This window comes from Actinomadura luzonensis, from assembly GCF_022664455.2.
GTDB lineage: Bacteria > Actinomycetota > Actinomycetes > Streptosporangiales > Streptosporangiaceae > Nonomuraea > Nonomuraea luzonensis.
In genome coordinates, this window is record NZ_JAKRKC020000002.1 from 253,454 (window position 1) to 268,527 (window position 15,074).

At 72.7% G+C, this 15,074-nt stretch carries 15 protein-coding genes; 6 read left to right on the forward strand and 9 right to left on the reverse strand.

Annotated features, from left to right (window positions below; all coding sequences use genetic code 11):
* Positions 1-27: 27 nt before the first annotated feature.
* Both MF672_RS31385 and MF672_RS31390 read right to left on the reverse strand, forming a co-directional pair.
* Complete coding sequence (locus MF672_RS31385) at positions 28-1,533, reverse strand: acyl-CoA synthetase (RefSeq protein ID WP_242371158.1); 1,506 nt, start codon at positions 1,531-1,533, stop codon at positions 28-30.
* A 16-nt stretch (positions 1,534-1,549) separates the two neighbouring features.
* The gene (locus MF672_RS31390; protein ID WP_242371161.1) at positions 1,550-2,857 is read right to left on the reverse strand and encodes an MFS transporter; all 1,308 of its coding nucleotides are present in this window, start codon (positions 2,855-2,857) and stop codon (positions 1,550-1,552) included.
* A 112-nt stretch (positions 2,858-2,969) separates the two neighbouring features.
* On the opposite strand from MF672_RS31390, the gene MF672_RS31395 reads away from it, so the two are divergent.
* Positions 2,970-3,806 carry a PaaX family transcriptional regulator gene (locus MF672_RS31395; RefSeq protein WP_242371166.1) on the forward strand — a complete coding sequence of 279 codons (837 nt, stop codon included), beginning with the start codon at positions 2,970-2,972 and terminating at the stop codon, positions 3,804-3,806.
* A 10-nt stretch (positions 3,807-3,816) separates the two neighbouring features.
* On the opposite strand, the gene MF672_RS31400 is transcribed toward MF672_RS31395, so the two are convergent.
* On the reverse strand, positions 3,817-4,284 hold the full coding sequence (locus MF672_RS31400) for a MarR family winged helix-turn-helix transcriptional regulator (protein WP_242371167.1): 468 nt from the start codon (positions 4,282-4,284) through the stop codon (positions 3,817-3,819).
* A gap of 102 nt (positions 4,285-4,386) precedes the next feature.
* Between MF672_RS31400 and MF672_RS31405 the strand changes: the two genes are divergently transcribed.
* Positions 4,387-5,601 carry an amidohydrolase family protein gene (locus tag MF672_RS31405; protein ID WP_242371168.1) on the forward strand — a complete coding sequence of 405 codons (1,215 nt, stop codon included), beginning with the start codon at positions 4,387-4,389 and terminating at the stop codon, positions 5,599-5,601.
* 50 nt (positions 5,602-5,651) lie between these two features.
* On the opposite strand, the gene MF672_RS31410 is transcribed toward MF672_RS31405, so the two are convergent.
* Entirely contained in the window at positions 5,652-6,434 is a 783-nt protein-coding gene (locus tag MF672_RS31410; protein ID WP_242371169.1) for a hypothetical protein, read from the reverse strand.
* A 203-nt stretch (positions 6,435-6,637) separates the two neighbouring features.
* Here MF672_RS31410 and MF672_RS31415 point away from each other — a divergent pair, with 203 nt between their 5' ends.
* Positions 6,638-7,453 carry an endonuclease/exonuclease/phosphatase family protein gene (locus MF672_RS31415; RefSeq protein WP_242371170.1) on the forward strand — a complete coding sequence of 272 codons (816 nt, stop codon included), beginning with the start codon at positions 6,638-6,640 and terminating at the stop codon, positions 7,451-7,453.
* A gap of 13 nt (positions 7,454-7,466) precedes the next feature.
* Here the strand turns inward: MF672_RS31415 and MF672_RS31420 are convergent, their stop codons facing one another.
* Entirely contained in the window at positions 7,467-8,159 is a 693-nt protein-coding gene (locus MF672_RS31420) for a hypothetical protein (protein ID WP_242371171.1), read from the reverse strand.
* Between the two features lie 80 nt (positions 8,160-8,239).
* On the opposite strand from MF672_RS31420, the gene MF672_RS31425 reads away from it, so the two are divergent.
* Positions 8,240-9,058 (forward strand): GNAT family N-acetyltransferase, encoded by an 819-nt coding sequence (locus tag MF672_RS31425; protein ID WP_242371172.1) that lies wholly within the window; start codon positions 8,240-8,242, stop codon positions 9,056-9,058.
* Between the two features lie 49 nt (positions 9,059-9,107).
* Here the strand turns inward: MF672_RS31425 and MF672_RS31430 are convergent, their stop codons facing one another.
* Positions 9,108-10,283 carry an MFS transporter gene (locus MF672_RS31430; protein ID WP_242371174.1) on the reverse strand — a complete coding sequence of 392 codons (1,176 nt, stop codon included), beginning with the start codon at positions 10,281-10,283 and terminating at the stop codon, positions 9,108-9,110.
* A 231-nt stretch (positions 10,284-10,514) separates the two neighbouring features.
* Entirely contained in the window at positions 10,515-10,928 is a 414-nt protein-coding gene (locus MF672_RS31435) for a VOC family protein (protein WP_242371176.1), read from the reverse strand.
* A 121-nt stretch (positions 10,929-11,049) separates the two neighbouring features.
* On the opposite strand from MF672_RS31435, the gene MF672_RS31440 reads away from it, so the two are divergent.
* Positions 11,050-11,922, forward strand: a complete 873-nt coding sequence (locus tag MF672_RS31440) for a sigma-70 family RNA polymerase sigma factor (RefSeq protein ID WP_242371178.1) — start codon at positions 11,050-11,052, stop codon at positions 11,920-11,922.
* A gap of 74 nt (positions 11,923-11,996) precedes the next feature.
* Here MF672_RS31440 and MF672_RS31445 read toward each other — a convergent pair whose 3' ends face one another.
* Entirely contained in the window at positions 11,997-12,317 is a 321-nt protein-coding gene (locus MF672_RS31445; RefSeq protein ID WP_242371179.1) for a hypothetical protein, read from the reverse strand.
* Positions 12,318-12,462: 145 nt separating this feature from the next.
* Positions 12,463-13,866: a M1 family metallopeptidase gene (locus MF672_RS31450; RefSeq protein ID WP_242371181.1), complete on the reverse strand. Its 1,404-nt coding sequence runs from the start codon at positions 13,864-13,866 to the stop codon at positions 12,463-12,465.
* A gap of 190 nt (positions 13,867-14,056) precedes the next feature.
* On the opposite strand from MF672_RS31450, the gene MF672_RS31455 reads away from it, so the two are divergent.
* Positions 14,057-15,064: an aldo/keto reductase gene (locus tag MF672_RS31455; RefSeq protein WP_242371184.1), complete on the forward strand. Its 1,008-nt coding sequence runs from the start codon at positions 14,057-14,059 to the stop codon at positions 15,062-15,064.
* Positions 15,065-15,074 lie beyond the last annotated feature (10 nt).

Consider the following 15,074-nt stretch of genomic DNA (forward strand, 5'->3'; position numbering starts at 1 on the left):
TTCCGGATGCCGGGAAACGAATGCGGGTCAGCCGCCGACGCCCGGCAGGTCCCGCAGCTTGAGCTTCTGGATCTTGCCGGAGCCGGTCTTCGGCAGGTCGTCGACGAAGGTGACGTACCGGGGGATCTTGTATTTGGCCAGCCGGGGGAGCAGGAACGCGCGCAGCTCCTCGCCCGTGACGGCGTGCCCGGGACGGACCACCACGAACGCGCGGCCGCTCTCGCCCCATGTCTCGTCCGCGACGCCGACCACCGCCGCCTCGCCCACCGCGGGGTGCTCGTAGAGCGCCGCCTCCACCTCCGCCGGATAGACGTTCTCGCCGCCGGAGATGTACATGTCCTTCACCCGGTCCACGATGTACAGGTGTCCCTCGGCGTCGCGGTACGCCACGTCGCCGGAGCGGAACCAGCCGTCCTCGGCGAAGGCGGCGGCGGTGGCCCCCGGGTCCTCCCAGTAGCCGGGGGTGACGTTCGGGCCCTGGATCAGGACCTCGCCGGTCTCGCCGGGCGCGGCGTCGCTCAGGTCCGCCCGGACGACCCGGACGTCGGCGAAGAAGACGGGCACGCCCGCCGAGCCGGCCTTGCGCGTGCTCTGGCTGGCCTCCAGGAACGTCGCGCCCGGCGCGGTCTCGGTCATGCCGTACCCCTGGCAGAACACCAGCCCGCGCTCCTGGTAGGCGCGGATCAGGGCGGGCGGGACCGCCGCCCCGCCGGACATCAGCGTGCGCAGCGACGACAGGTCCGCCCCGGCCCAGCGCGGGGAGGCGGCGAGCGCGGCGAACATCGTGGTGACCCCGAACATCCAGGTCACCCGGTGCTTCTCGATCAGGTCGTAGCAGGCGTCCACGTCCCACGACGGCATGATCACCGACCGGCCGCCCTTGGCGAAGGTCGGCAGCAACGTCTGGTTCAGCGCCGCGACGTGGAACAGCGGGGCGCTGACCAGCGTCGTCTCGTCGCCGGCCACGTCGACCCCGATGAGCATGTTGAAGGTGTTCCAGATCAGGTTGGCGTGACTGAGCGTGGCGCCCTTGGGCCGCCCGGTGGTGCCGGAGGTGTACAGGATGAGCGCGAGGTCGTCCCGCGCCACCGGCACGTCGGCGGGGGTGGGGTCGCCCGCCGCGAGCCAGCTCTCGTAGGCGCCGAGCGGGACGATCAGGTCCAGATCCGGCGTGCCGGTCAGCGCCTCCACCACGCCGGCGCACTGCGGGGCGTGCACCAGCGCCTTCGCGCCGCAGTGCGCCAGCATGTAGCCGACCTCGGGCGCGGCGAGCCGGAAGTTCAGCGGCACGAAGATCCCGCCGAGGGCGTGCGTGGCGAACATGGTCTCCGCGAACGCGGGGTGGTTCGGGCCGAGGTAGGCGACCCGGTCCCCGGGCCGCACGCCGGCGTCCCGCAGCCGCGCCGCCAGCCTCGTCACCCGTTCGTGCACCTCGGCGTACGTCAGTGAGCGGTCCTCGAAGACGAAGGCCGTGCGGTCCGGCGTCATCATGGCCCGCCGCGCCGGCCAGCCGCCGATCCCGGAGTTCTGCATGAGCGTGCCTCTCCCGTCAGGAGGTGAGGGTCTTTCCCGCGACGGCGGACGGCTCCGCCAGGTCGCCGCGGCTGGTCTCCTTCAGCGCCAGCGTGCAGACCACGGCCAGCAGGCACGACGCGGCGATGACGGCCGAGATCACGAGGGTGCCGTCGCCGCCGGTCGAGGCCTGGATCTGGGCGAACAGCACGGGCGCCAGCCCGGCGCCGAGCCCGGCCAGCTGGTAGCCGAGCGACGCGCCGGTGTAGCGGGTACGGGTGCTGAACAGCTCGGTGTACAGCGCGGCCAGCGGGCCGTACATCATCGGGTGCACCACGGACTGGCCGAGGACGAGCGCGGCGGTGAGCAGCCCGGCGCTGCCCGTCTGCACCAGCGGGAACAGCGCGAACGCGAACACCGCCATGATCAGCGCGCCGGCCACGACGACCGGCCGCCGCCCGATCCGGTCGGACAGGGCCGACCAGCCGAGGATGCCGATCACGGCCAGCGCCGACGACAGGGTGAGGCCGTTCAGCACGGTCTGCCGCTCGAAGCCGGCCGCGACGCCGTAGGCGATGAGGAACGTCGTCAGCGTGCCCTGCGCCACGAACGCCGCCAGCCCCACGCCGGCCCCGAGCAACAGCGTCCTGGGGTGGTCGCGCAGCACGTCCAGCAGCGGCATCCTGGAGGCGCTCTCCTTGACGGCGGCGCTGAACACCGGGGTCTCCGCCACCCGCGTCCGGACGAACAGGCCGATCGCGAGCAGCACGACGCTGATCAGGAACGGCACCCGCCAGCCCCAGGACAGGAACGCCTCGTTGCCGAGCACGGCGGCCGTGCCGCTCAGCGCGGCCGTGGACAACACCATGCCGAACGGCGCGCCGGCGTTGGTGAAGCTCGCCCACAGGCCGCGGCGGGCGGTGGCGTGCTCGGCGGACATGAGCACCGCGCCGCCCCACTCGCCGCCGACCGCGACCCCCTGCACGATCCTGAGCAGGACGAGCGCGATCGGCGCGAGCACCCCGGCCTGCGCGTACGTGGGCAGCAGCCCGATGAGGAAGCTGGCCGCGCCCATCAGCACCATGGTGAGCACCAGCATGCGCTTGCGGCCCAGCCGGTCGCCGTAGTGGCCGAAGATCACGCCGCCGATCGGCCGGGCCAGGTAGCCGGTGGCGAACGTGCCGAGGCTGGCCACCGTGGCGATCAGGGGGTCGAGGCTGGAGAAGAAGACCTTGTTGAACACGACGGCCGACGCCGTGGCGTACAGGAGGAAGTCGTAGTACTCGATGACGCTGCCGAGGAAGCTCGAGGCCACCGCGCGGCGCAGCTGGACGGGATCGGACATGAGAGGGGGGCTCCTCACATCGGGGGAGAGGGCGTCGGGCACTACGTTGGGCACAATTGCGACCTAAGTCAAGACTTTGCCCGACATCTCCGTCCGGTCTACCCTCGTGCCTGTGAAGCACGACGACGAGCAGGACCGGCTGCCCTCGGCGCGCCCCCAGTCGCTGATGTTCAGCTTCCTCGGCATCTACGTGCTGGGGCGCGACACCGCGGTCTACTCGGGCAGCGTCATCGACGTCTTCGCCCGCCTCGGCGTCTCGGAGGAGGCGGTGCGCTCGACCCTCACCCGCATGGTCAAGCGCAACCTGCTGGCCCGGCACCGCCACGGCAAGAAGGTCTACTTCGGGCTCACGCCGCACGCCACGAGCGTGCTCGACGACGGGCGCCGGCAGGTCTGGGAGAGGGGCGCGGTCAACCGCGACTGGGACGGCACCTGGACGCTGGTCGGCTTCTCACTGCCGGGCAGCGAGCGCAGCACCCGCCACGACCTGCGCTCCCAGCTCGTCTGGGCCGGGTTCGGGCTGCTGCAGGGCGGCCTGTGGATCGCGCCCGGGACGAAGGACGTCGAGGCGACGCTGGCCCCGCTGGGCCTGGGCGACAACGTGACCGTGCTGCAGGCGCGGGCGCTCAAGCCGACGGAGTCGGCCGACCTGGTGCGCAAGGCGTTCGACGCCGACCAGATCGCCGAACGCTACCGGGCCTTCCTCGACCGCTGGGACACCGCGCACCCGCTGCCGTCGGCCGCCGACGACCTGGCCAGGCAGCTGTTCCTGCACACCGACTGGCTGCAGCTGGTCCGCCAGGACCCCCGGCTGCCCGCCGAGCACCTGCCCGCCGACTGGCCGGGGATCCGCGCCGAGACGGTCTTCCACACCCTGGCCCACCGGTACCAGCCCAGCGCCGCGACGCTCGCGGCGTCCGTGCTCGACGAGCTTGCCTTGTCCCCTTGACGGCGCTCGTTCAGTCGCGGCCGGCGGCCTGTCTCCTGGACCACGCGGTGGCGTCGGCGCCGTAACGGGCCAGCAGGCGCGCGAACTGGACCCGCTCCTCCGGCGACCAGGCCGCGGTGATCTCCAGGAACGCCTTGCGCTGTTCGGCGGCGAAGCGGGTGCGTTCGGCCTCGCCGCGCTCGGTGAGCTCGAGCACGGTGCGGCGGCCGTCGGCCTGGGACGCCGCCCGCCGCAGCAGCCCCTCCTCGATGCAGGCGGCGACGGTCCGGCTGGCCACCGGCTGGGCGACGCCCATCTCGGCGGCCAGGCCGCCGACGGTCGTCTCGCCCGGCGCGTCGGCGATCACGTTGAGCACGAGGTTGCGGGAGAGGTCCTTGCCCGACGCCGGCGCGCGGCGCCGCAGCCGTGACAGCGCCGGGCCGATCTGGTCCAGCGCCGGGTCGTCGGAGGGCTGCTCGGAGAAGGACGCGCCGGTCATGCGCCCGATTCTAGGCCGCGCCCGGGCATTTGCATAGCAACCGGTAAACGCATAGCTTTAGGTATGTAATTTGAGCGAGCGAGAGAAACGAGGCGGACCGCCATGGCGCTCACCGCGATCACCAACGCGCAGATCTTCGACGGGGAGAAGGCGGTCGGCGTGCGGACCGTGGTCATCGACGGCGGAAGGATCGCCCGCGTCGGCGGCGACGCTCCCGAAGGCAGCGAGATCGTCGACGGCGGCGGCGCCACCCTGCTGCCGGGGCTCATCGACGCCCACGTCCACTCCGCCCCGGGCTCCCTGGCGCTCGCGCTGCGGTTCGGGGTGACGACCGAGCTGGAGATGCAGGGCATGAACACCCGGGAGAACCGGGGGCTCATCACCGACGACGACACTCTGGCCGACGTGCGCTCCTCCGGCTTCGCCATCACGCCGCCCGGCGGCCACCCGAGCGAGCTGATGCCCGAAGGCTTCCGGCCCACGTGGGACCTCCCCCCGGTGATGCCCCTGATGCCGTTCTCCACCACTCCGGAGGAGGCGGCCGCCTTCGTCCCCCAGCTCCTCGCGCGGGGCTCCGACTACATCAAGCTCATGATCGACGACGGCACCGTGGAGGGACACCCCGGCCTGCCCACGCTCGACCAGGCCACCGTGAACGCCGCCGCCGCCGAGGCCAGGAAGTACGGCGCCCTCACCGTCGCCCACGCACTGACCGCCGAGGCCACCAGGATGGCCGCCGAAGCCGGCGTCGACGGCGTCACCCACGTGTTCATGGACCAGCCGCACACCGACGAGATCATCGGCCTCGTCAAGGACGCGGGCATGTTCGTCATCCCCTGCATCACGCTCAACGCCTCGATGATGGGGATCACCGCCGGCGACCTCGCCGACGACCCCCGCGTCGCCGCCCGCCTGGACGACAGGTGGGACCGGACCCTGCGCTCCAGCTACGACCGCTACCCGCAGGGCAAGCTCGACGACGTGTACGACACCGTGCGCGCCCTGGACGCCGCCGGCGTCGACCTGCTGGCCGGCACCGACGTCTCCGTGCCCGAGCCGTTCTTCGGGGGCCTCGCGCACGGCGCCAGCCTGCACCACGAACTGCGACACCTGGTGGCCGCCGGCCTCACGCCCGCCCGGGCCCTGCGCGCCGCCACGGCGACCACCGCCCGCCGCTTCCGCCTCAGCGACCGGGGCCGCATCGCCGAAGGACTCCGCGCCGACCTGCTGCTGGTCGACGGCGACCCGCTCAGCGACATCAGCGACACCCTCAACACCCGCGCCGTCTGGCGCCGCGGCACCCGCCTGGCGGCATGACCGCGCACCCGGAACGCCGCCGCCCGCCCGCGCGGGTGCCGGCCAGGCGGTCAGAAGCTGAACCACTGTTGGGTGAGAAGTTGCAGGACCGTGCCCAGGACGGCGCCCACCGCCAGGAAGATCACTTGAGAGCGGCGTGAGCGCCGCTCGATGGCGTCGACGATCGGCTCGGCGCGAGCCGCGACCAGGCGTTCCACCGCCTCCAGCGCCGCCCGCTGATCATCGGCATAGGTGCGGCTCTGCTCAGCATGGCGCCGATTCTCCTCCGCCTCGCGAGCGAGCTCCCGAGCCGCGTGCGCCCGCGCCGTCATCTCCGCCTGGAGCAGGGCGAACGTGGCCGCGGACGCGGAGAGCTGCTGCGCCATCGCGGTGAACTTCTCCTCCAGGTCGTCGGCCGCGTGCAGCCGCGTCCGGGGCGGCGCGGCTCGCTCGTTGCGGGCTTGGACGCGGAAGACGGCGAAGGTGATGAGGGCCGCCACGCAGACGGCGAGAAAGGATCGAAGCGCGTCCAGGAAATCCTCACCTCGGGAGCCGAGGAGTTCGCTGGGGAGTGCGCCCACGACGACCGTGACCAGCGCGACCGCCGCAGCCGCGTACGCTTCGGGGTTGCGCCGGGGGCGTGCGCGTGACGCGTCGGCCTGGACGAGGCACCGCGGCACGGACAGGGCCGCAACGATGAACACCAGGAACTCGGCGGCACGGTTGACCTGCGCCCGTATCTCGTCGAGCTGCACGACATCGACGACGTACGTCACGGCGAACGACAGGACAACCGCAGCGCCCACGATCAGCGCGGGCCAGTGACGCCTCAACAGGGCAGCGAATCCGCTCACGGCCGTTCATCGCGCCCGGCCCGGCCACCGTTGCGTGATCCTCGGCGCGGCTCGGACGCTGCGGCGGGCGCGGGGCATACTCGACGGGTGAGCAGGAAAAGCGATCTGCGGTCGCCCAGGGGCCGGGTCTCTCCCAGGCGGCCGGCTTGCCCGTCACCACCGGGCGGCGCCGAACCGGCGGGTCGCGGCGCGAGGAGGCGGCGATGCTCGCAGGCGTGAGCATCGCGTACTGCATGCTGATCAGGCAGCTCGTGCTCGCCGTGCTGTTGTCCCCGAACGTGTCCGTACAGGCTCAGCCCCCTGTCGTCCACGTGATGACGTGGAACGTCTGCGCGGGCACGAACGCGGGGTGCGCGCTCTTCCGCCGCCCGGCCGCCGAGCTGGCCTGGCACGTCGCGGTGCTGGCGACCGACGCGGACGTGGTCTTCCTCCAGGAGTTCTGCACGGGCGCGGAGGCCGACCTGGAACGCGAGCTCGAACGCCGTACCGGCCGGGCCTGGAGCGTCAGGTCGGCCGGGCTCTCGTACGCCGACGGCTCCCCGTACCGGTGCTATCCCGACATGAGCGGCAGGCCGCGCGGCGTGCTGAGCGTCACCCTGGCCGTGGCGGGAGCGGACGCCGGCCTGGTCGTGCGTCCGCTGACCTCGCCGCCGTGGGGAGCCCGCAGGTACGCCGTCTGCACGGCCGACCGGGCGTTCTGCACCGCGCACTTCTCGTCCGGCTCGGTCTACGACGACAGGCAGAAGGGCAGGCCCTACCGGCGCGTCCAGCTTCGCGAGCTGTTCACGCTGGGCCGGGGCGTGATCGGCGGCGACCTCAACCTGGTGCCGCGCGACGCCGCCGCGGCCTACCGGGGCCGCGACGAATGCGACCCGCGCCGGCGCTGGACCTACGTCACCGGCAAACGGAAGATCGATTACGTGTTCGCCGGCGACGGGCGCGTCCGCCGATGCTTCGTCGACTACGCCAGGAGCACGTGGTCCGACCACGTCCCGCTGCACGCGTGGGTGACGCGGTAGGGACGGCCCGGGGTCAGCGGTACCGGGTGGTCACCGTGCCCGGGTCCGGCGCCTTGATCGACACCTTGCTGCCCCATCCGGTGTAGCGGCTGTCGACGGTGACCTCGCTGAGCTTGCCGTCCTCCGTCACCGTGTACGACGTCCGCAGCCGGTTCACCAGGCCCGACGAGCCCAGCGTGAGGGTGTAGGACATCTTGATCCCGTCGTACTGCTTGCGGACGCCGGCGGCGGCGACCCAGGCCGAGACCGCCTTGAGCTCCTTGAGGGTGATGGAGCCGGTGACCGAGCCGCCGGTCCGCACGCCCTTCTTCATGAGCGCGGCCAGGGTCGCGGGCTCGGCCGGGTTGAGCCACTGGGCCCAGGAGTCGGGGATGGCGCCGCCGACGTCCTTGAGCCAGGTCTTGCCCTTGGGGAGCCGGCCCTCCAGGACGCCGCCCGAGTAGTAGCCGGTCTTGCCGATGGAGATGACGCGCTCCTGCTCATCGCCGTAGTCCATGGTGAGCTCGAAGGCGGCCACGCCCTTCTTGCCGAACTGGAAGGCGCCCTTGGCGTCGCGGGCCCCCATCTCGTCGAGGCCGTCGCCCCACGTGACGGTGTCGGTGAAGCGTACGCCGTGGCCGGGCGCCATCGTGGCCTTGAGCGCGCTGACGGGGTCCTTCTGCGCCGCCTGCGCCGGGACGGCGACGAGCGCCAGCACGCCGCTCACAACCGTCCCGGGAGACGATCGTTATCCCAATGTTGGACGCGGCCGCGGCGCCGGCGCTCCCGCCCAGTAGGTTCTCGCCTGTGAACGACATCCGGCTTCTCGGCCCCGAGGACCTGCCCCTGTGCCGGCGGCTCGAGAGCGACCGCGAATGGTCCACCGACGAGGCCAAATGGCGGCTGATGTTCGAGGCGGGCGAGGTCTACGCCGTCGACGCGCCCGACGGCGACGGCCTGGCCGGGTGCGTCGTGGTGACCCGCTACGGCGACTCGCTGGCCGACGTCGGCATGATGCTGGTCGCCGGCCGGTACGGCAGGCAGGGGCTCGGCACCCGGCTGATGCGGCACGCCTTGGAGGTCGCCGGCGGCCGCGTCGTGGAGCTGACCGCGACCCGCTTCGGGCGTCCCGTCTACGAGCGGCTGGGCTTCCGGCCCGCGGGCAGCCTGACGATCACCATGGGCCCGCTGCGGACGTCCGCGCCGACGCCCGCGGTGCGCGTGGCCACCCCGGACGACCACGCCGCGCTGCTCGGCCTGGACGCCGAGGTCACCGGCGCCGACCGGAGCAAGGCGCTGGCCGCCCTGCTGGCCAGGGCCGAGCGCACGGTCGTCACCGACGGCGGCTTCGCCGTCGCCTGGAACGCCGGCCCGCACCGAGTCATCGGCCCCGTGGCCGCGCCTTCGGAGGAGGCCGCCCGCGAGCTCATCCTGGCCGCCGCCCACGGCGCCGACCGCGATGTGCGGATCGACCTGCTGGACGCCTACCCGGGCCTGCGTCCGTGGCTCACCGGGCTGGGGCCCGTCCAGGGGCCCGCGGCCCTGCCGACGATGGTCCACGGGGCCGACCGGCACCCGGGCGACCGCGGGCGCTACGTCGCGCCCATCCTCATCTCGATGGGCTGAGCGGACCGCAGGCCGCCCGAGCGGCACGCCCGTCGTGCCGGCGGCGGGCTCAGCGGGGGCCGCCGAGCGACCACAGGGACGCCGCCATGAGCAGGGCGGCCACCCCGCCGCAGACCATCACCGCCGAGACACCGAAGGCGTCGACGATCCGGCCGCCGAGGAAGGCGCCGAGGGCGAAGGTCGCCTGGAAGGAGGAGGTGAACACGACCGTGGCGGCCTCGGGCGCGTGCGGGGCGGCGGCGCTGAACGACGCCTGCGAGCAGACCGGCACCCCTCCGTAGGCCAGGCCCCAGACGACGAGCGACACCACGGCTCCGGCGGCCGTGCCGCCGGCCGACGGCAGCAGCAGGGTGGTGGCCGCGATCAGGCAGCCGGAGACCGCGAAGGCGGCCCGCAGCCGGGTGGCGGCGGCCTTGCCGGCCAGGAAGTTGCCGGCGATCCCGGCGACCCCGTACGCCAGCAGGACGGCGCTGACCGCCGCGGGAGGCAGGCCGGTGACGTCCTGGAGGAACGGCGTGACGTAGGTGTAGGTGCCGAAGTGGGCCAGGACGATGAGGAAGGTGGCCAGCAGCGCGACGCCGGCGCGCCGGGTGCGCAGCAGGCCGAGCAGGACGCGCGGGCTGGTGACCTGGCGGGCGGGCAGGGGCGGCAGCAGCACCAGCAGGGCGGCCAGGACCAGGACGGCCAGCAGGGCCAGCACCAGGAAGGCGGTCCGCCAGCCGGCGAGGTCGCCGATGAGGGTGCCGGCCGGCACGCCGAGCACGGAGCCCAGCGGCACGGCGGAGAAGATCACCGCGGTGGCGGCGCCGACGGCGTGCGGCGGCATCAGGCGGCCGGCCAGCCCGGCCCCGATCGACCAGAAGCCGCCGATGGTGAGGCCGACCAGCACCCTGGAGATCAGCATCACCCAGTAGGACGTCGCCGCCGCGGCCAGCACATCGGCCACGGCCAGCACCGCCATGAGGACGCACAGCATCACGCGGCGGTCCAGGCGCGCGGTGGTCAGGGTGACGGCGGGGGCGGCGACCGCGGCGACGACGCCGGGCAGGGTCATGGTCAGCCCTGTGGTGCCGTCGGAGACGCCGAAATCGGCGCCGATGGCGGTCAGCAGGCCGATGGGCAGGATCTCGCTGGTGACGATGGCGAAGATGCCCAGCATGAGCGAGGTGATCGCGAGCCATGCGACGAGGGGCGTGCGGGGCCGGGCGAGCGTGGTGGTGGACATGACTTCCGTTCGGGCGAGGGCGCGTGACGTGCGGGCATCCAGCCAAGCAGTGCCGGAGGAGCGCGCACTGGCACGTTTCGGACGCGACCGTCGCCCTGACCCCCGCGCCCCCGTCCCCCTCGCCGGCCTGACCGCCCGTACCCTGCCGTGGCCGCCGACGCCGATGCGGGGGAGGACGGCCGCGGCAAGCGCCGCGGCCGTCCCGGGCGGCTGTGAGGCAGGAGATCGCGGCTACTCGGCGTACGGCTGGTCGGTTCCCCTGGAGCTGTAGCCGAGACTCCAGATGTAGCCCTCCGGGTCGGCGAACGTGCCGCCGTACCCGCCCCACGGCAGCGCGCCGGCGGGCTTGAGGATCGTGGCGCCCGCCTTCTCGGCCTCCGCCATGACCTCCTCGACCCGCGCCTCGCTGCGGACGACGTAGGTCAGGACCAGCCCGCTGAAGCCGCTGCCCGCCGGCTCCGTGCCCACCTGGTCGGCCAGGCCCTCGCGGCCGTAGAAGCCGACCGGCGAGGCGCCGTCCGACTCGAAGAACACCGAGATGCCGTAGTCGTTCTTGATCTTCCAGCCGAGTCCGTCGGTGTAGAACCGCTTGGCCCGGTCCAGGTCCCGGACACCGAGCAGGATCGAGCTGACGTGTGCTTTCATGCCTGGCTCCTTGCACTTCAGGTGGATACATTCCGGACCTCTGGGTCAGGGCCCGGCTGTCACATCGGCGGGTGTTCGCCGGTCAACCGGTATGACAGACCCGGACGGAGGAATGTGACCGATGATGGAGCAGGACTGGCTGAGCGAACGGTTCGCCGAGCACCAGAGCCGCTTGCGCGCGGTGGCCTACCGGATGCTCGGCTCGCCCGGCGAGGCCGAGGACGCGGTGCAGGAGGCCTGGCTGCGGGTCAGCCGCGCCGACACCGGCCAGGTGGACAACCTGGCCGGGTGGCTGACCACCGTCGTCGCCAGGGTGTGCCTGAACATGCTCGAGGCGCGCCGGGCCCGGCGCGAGAGCTCGGCCGGGGTGCTGCCGCCCGAGCCGGCCGCGCCGCGACCCGACGCCCGCCCGGCCGGCCAGGCCACCCCCGAGGACGAGACGCTGCTGGCCGACGCGGTCGGTGTCGCGCTGATGGTGGTGCTGGACACGCTGACTCCCGCCGAACGGCTCGCGTTCGTCCTGCACGACGTCTTCGCCGTGTCGTTCGCCGAGATCGGCGCCATCATCGACCGCTCCCCGGCGGCGGCCCGGCAGCTCGCCAGCCGCGCCCGGCGCCGGGTGCAGGGAACCGCCGACGCGTCCGATGCCGCGCGTTCGGCGAAGCGGGAGATCGTCGAGGCGTTCCTCGCCGCCGCCCGGGGCGGAGACTTCACCGCCCTGGTCGAGCTGCTCGACCCGGACGCGGTGGCCATCGAGATCCGCGGCGCCGAGGCGGTGGCGGCCTTCTTCGCCGGACGGGCTCAGGCCGCCAGGCTCGCCCTGGTCGACGGCGTTCCGGCGGCCGTCTGGTCACACCGCGGCCGGCCGAGAGCCGTCATCACCTTCGCCGTCCACGGCGGCAGGATCACCCGCATCGCCATCGACACCGACCCGGACCGGCTCCACGACCTCGACATCGTGCACCTCTCCGCCGCCGACGAGGAGCGGCGTTGACCGGCCCGGACCTCGAACCCTCCCTCCGCGCTCTCGCCGTCCACGACCGCGACGAGGCGCACGCGGCTGCCGGCCTACCGGACCTGCCACCAGGCCTGGACGACGTGGCAGCCCTGGGGGTCGCCGGAGACGAGGGAGTACGGTCCCACGTGGCCGGAGACCTTGGTCTTCCACGGGCCGACGACCGTTCTCGTGTAGGGGTAGTGCGCCGAGTTGCACTTGGCCGCCACCCGGTAGGTGCCGAAGCCGCCGGCGCACCTGGCCCCCGCCACGTTGGTCGTCGTGTTCACGAAACTCGTGCAGGACCACACCTCGGCCTGCGCCGGGGCGGCGAGCCCGGCCACCGCCATCGCGCCGCCCGCGACCGCGGCCAGCACCTTCGCGAACCTTCGCATTGCGTCTCCTCTGCGTCTTCCCGTTCGGCTTGCACGCCTCATGGTCAAGCACGCGCGGGACCCGCTGCCAGGACGCGAGGAGGACATCCACGGGACATTCGGCAGGCGGCCCGGGCATGCGCGCCCCGGGCCGCCGGCCAGGGCGTCACCACGTCGCCGGCTTGCCCGGGGTGAACAGCCAGACGTCGAAGAACCCGGTCAGGTCCTGGCCGGAGATCTTCTCCGCGAGCCTGACGAACTCGTCGGTGTCGGCCACGCCGTAGCGGTGGTCGGCCGCCCACGTGCGCAGCAGCCGGAAGAAGGGCTCATCGCCGATCTTGACGCGCAGCGCCTGGAGCGTCATGCCGCCACGGTTGTAGACGGCCGTGTCGAACATGGTGTCGCGCTGCGGATCGCCCACCTTGACCTGCCAGAACGCGTCCGGCCTGGTCGCGTACTGCCGGTCGAACCACGCCTGGACGGTCTCCCCGCCGGTGTGCTCGGTCCAGTAGCGCTGCGCGAAGGTGGCGAAGCCCTCGTTGAGCCAGATGTGCTGCCAAGTCCGCACCGAGACGCTGTCGCCGAACCACTGGTGGGACAGCTCGTGCGCGACCGTGGTCACGCTGCGGACGGCGGAGTACAGCGGCTTGGTCTGGTTCTCCAGCGAGAACCCGACGACGGGGGCGTTGTCCACGATCGCGCCCGTCTCCTCGAACGGGTAGCGCCCGAACAGCTCGCTCCAGTAGTCGGTGATGTCGGCGGTCTGCTGGAAGACGGCCTCGGTGCCGGGCACGGTCGGATCGGTGGCGACCCATTCGCGCAGGCCGCCCGGCGTCGTGCCCTTCCGCACGTCGAACCGCCCGATCGTGGCCGTCGCCAGGTACGACGCCATCGGGCGCAGCTCGTTCCACAGGAAGGTCGTGGTGTCGCCGTGCGTGACCTGCGCCGCCAGCACCCCGTTGGAGGCGACGGTGAGGCCCTTCGGGACGGTCATCGAGATGGAGTAGGTCGCCTTGTCGCTCGGGTGGTCGTTGGACGGGAACCAGGTGCTGGCCGCGTTCGGCTCGCAGGCCACCAGCGCGCCGTCCTCCGTGGCGATCCACCCGTACGGCGAGCCGAACACGATCGGGCCGCCGAGCGGCTGCGGGACGCCGTTGTAGGTGACGGCCACGTCGAACACGCTCTGGTTCCGCAGCCCCGCGCCGGGCGTGACGATCAGCTCCTGCCCGTCGCGGACGTAGGCCGCCGGACGGCCGTTGACCGTGACCGAGGTGACGGTGAGCTGCTGGAAGTCCAGGTCGAAGCGGGACAGGTCCTGGGTGGCGCGCGCCAGCATGTGCACCGTGCCCTTGAGCACCTTGGTGGCGGGGTCGTAGGCGAGGTTGAGCACGTAGTGCTGGGCGTCGTACCCGCCGTTGCCCTCCAGGGGGAAGTAGGGGTCGCCGACGCCGGGGGCGCCCGGCCGGAAGTCGGGCGGCGCGGCCCCGGCGGAGGCCGGGGCTGCTGCCAAGGTCGTGGCCGCGGCCATGCTGAGAGCGGCGGTCCAGCGAGCGATCCGGGCGAGCACCATCGCGAGCCTCCGTGGGGGGTAGGCCATCAGCCATCAGCCCGAGAGTGAAGGAAACATCCGGCTTTGTCTGGACCCAAATCCGGCGACCGCGCCGCCGACGACGCCCGGCGTCCCGATTGACCTGGAGCACGCTCCAGCTCCTAGCCTTGATCGCACCGGGCCGGAATCCCCGAGGCACAGGAGAAATCGCATGAGGACCGTACAACTCGGCCGTACCGGCGAGCAGGTCAGCAAGCTCGCCCTGGGCTGCATGATCATGGGCACCGTCACGCCGGAGGACGAGGCCGTCACGATGCTCGACCGGTACGTGGAGGCCGGCGGCAACTTCCTCGACACCGCCGACTGCTACTGCTGGTGGGAACGCCGGGGCAGCCACGGCGGGCACAGCGAGGAACTGCTCGGCCGCTGGCTGGCCAGGTCCGGCCGGCGCGACGAGGTGTTCCTGGCCACCAAGGGCAGCGCCGTCGTACGGGACCTGGACGCGGTCTGGGCCGGCGGCCGGCCGGACTGGGCCGCCGCGTACCGCACGTTCGTCGGGGCCGGGGCGAAGACGTTGCGCGAGGCGATCGACGGCAGCCTGCGCCGGCTCGGCACCGACCACGTCGATCTCTACTACGTGCACGTCGACGACCGGGCCACCCCTTTGGAGGAGACGCTGGAGGCGCTCGCCGGCATCGTCCAGGCCGGCAAGGCCCGCTACATCGGCTGGTCCAACGTCCGGACCTGGCGGCTGGAGCGCATCCGGCAGCTGTGCGCCCAGCACGGCTGGCCGGCGCCCGTCGCGCTCCAGCAGCAGCACTCCTACCTGCGGCGCCGTGCCGGGCTCCGGCACGCCTCCATCGTGGACGACGAGCAGCTCGACTACCTGGAGACGCACGACGACCTGACCCTCGTGGCGTACTCGCCGATCCTCAAGGGCATCTACGACGACCCGGCCAAGCGGCAGGGCCATCCGGCGATGGACCCGTACCGGGGGCCGGACGCCGAGGCCCGGCTGGCCGCGGTCGCCGAGGTGGCCGCCGAGGCGGGCGTGACCCCGAACGCGCTGGTCCTCGCGTGGCTGATGCACCAGACGGCGCCGGCGATCGTGCCGCTGATCGGGCCGCGCACCCTCCAGCAGTACGAGGCCGCGCTGCCGGCGCTCGACGTCAAGCTCACCGACGAGCAGCTCGGCCGGCTCGACACCGCCGGCGCCTGACGCGGCCCGC

Coding starts and splice junctions, on each gene's coding strand:
- MF672_RS31385 (WP_242371158.1), bottom strand. CDS start 1,533: ATGCAGAACTCCGGGATCGGCGGCTGGCCGGCGCGGCGGGCCATGATG.
- MF672_RS31390 (WP_242371161.1), bottom strand. CDS start 2,857: ATGTCCGATCCCGTCCAGCTGCGCCGCGCGGTGGCCTCGAGCTTCCTC.
- MF672_RS31400 (WP_242371167.1), bottom strand. CDS start 4,284: ATGACCGGCGCGTCCTTCTCCGAGCAGCCCTCCGACGACCCGGCGCTG.
- MF672_RS31405 (WP_242371168.1), top strand. CDS start 4,387: ATGGCGCTCACCGCGATCACCAACGCGCAGATCTTCGACGGGGAGAAG.
- MF672_RS31415 (WP_242371170.1), top strand. CDS start 6,638: ATGCTCGCAGGCGTGAGCATCGCGTACTGCATGCTGATCAGGCAGCTC.
- MF672_RS31430 (WP_242371174.1), bottom strand. CDS start 10,283: ATGTCCACCACCACGCTCGCCCGGCCCCGCACGCCCCTCGTCGCATGG.
- MF672_RS31435 (WP_242371176.1), bottom strand. CDS start 10,928: ATGAAAGCACACGTCAGCTCGATCCTGCTCGGTGTCCGGGACCTGGAC.
- MF672_RS31440 (WP_242371178.1), top strand. CDS start 11,050: ATGATGGAGCAGGACTGGCTGAGCGAACGGTTCGCCGAGCACCAGAGC.
- MF672_RS31445 (WP_242371179.1), bottom strand. CDS start 12,317: ATGCGAAGGTTCGCGAAGGTGCTGGCCGCGGTCGCGGGCGGCGCGATG.
- MF672_RS31450 (WP_242371181.1), bottom strand. CDS start 13,866: ATGGTGCTCGCCCGGATCGCTCGCTGGACCGCCGCTCTCAGCATGGCC.
- MF672_RS31455 (WP_242371184.1), top strand. CDS start 14,057: ATGAGGACCGTACAACTCGGCCGTACCGGCGAGCAGGTCAGCAAGCTC.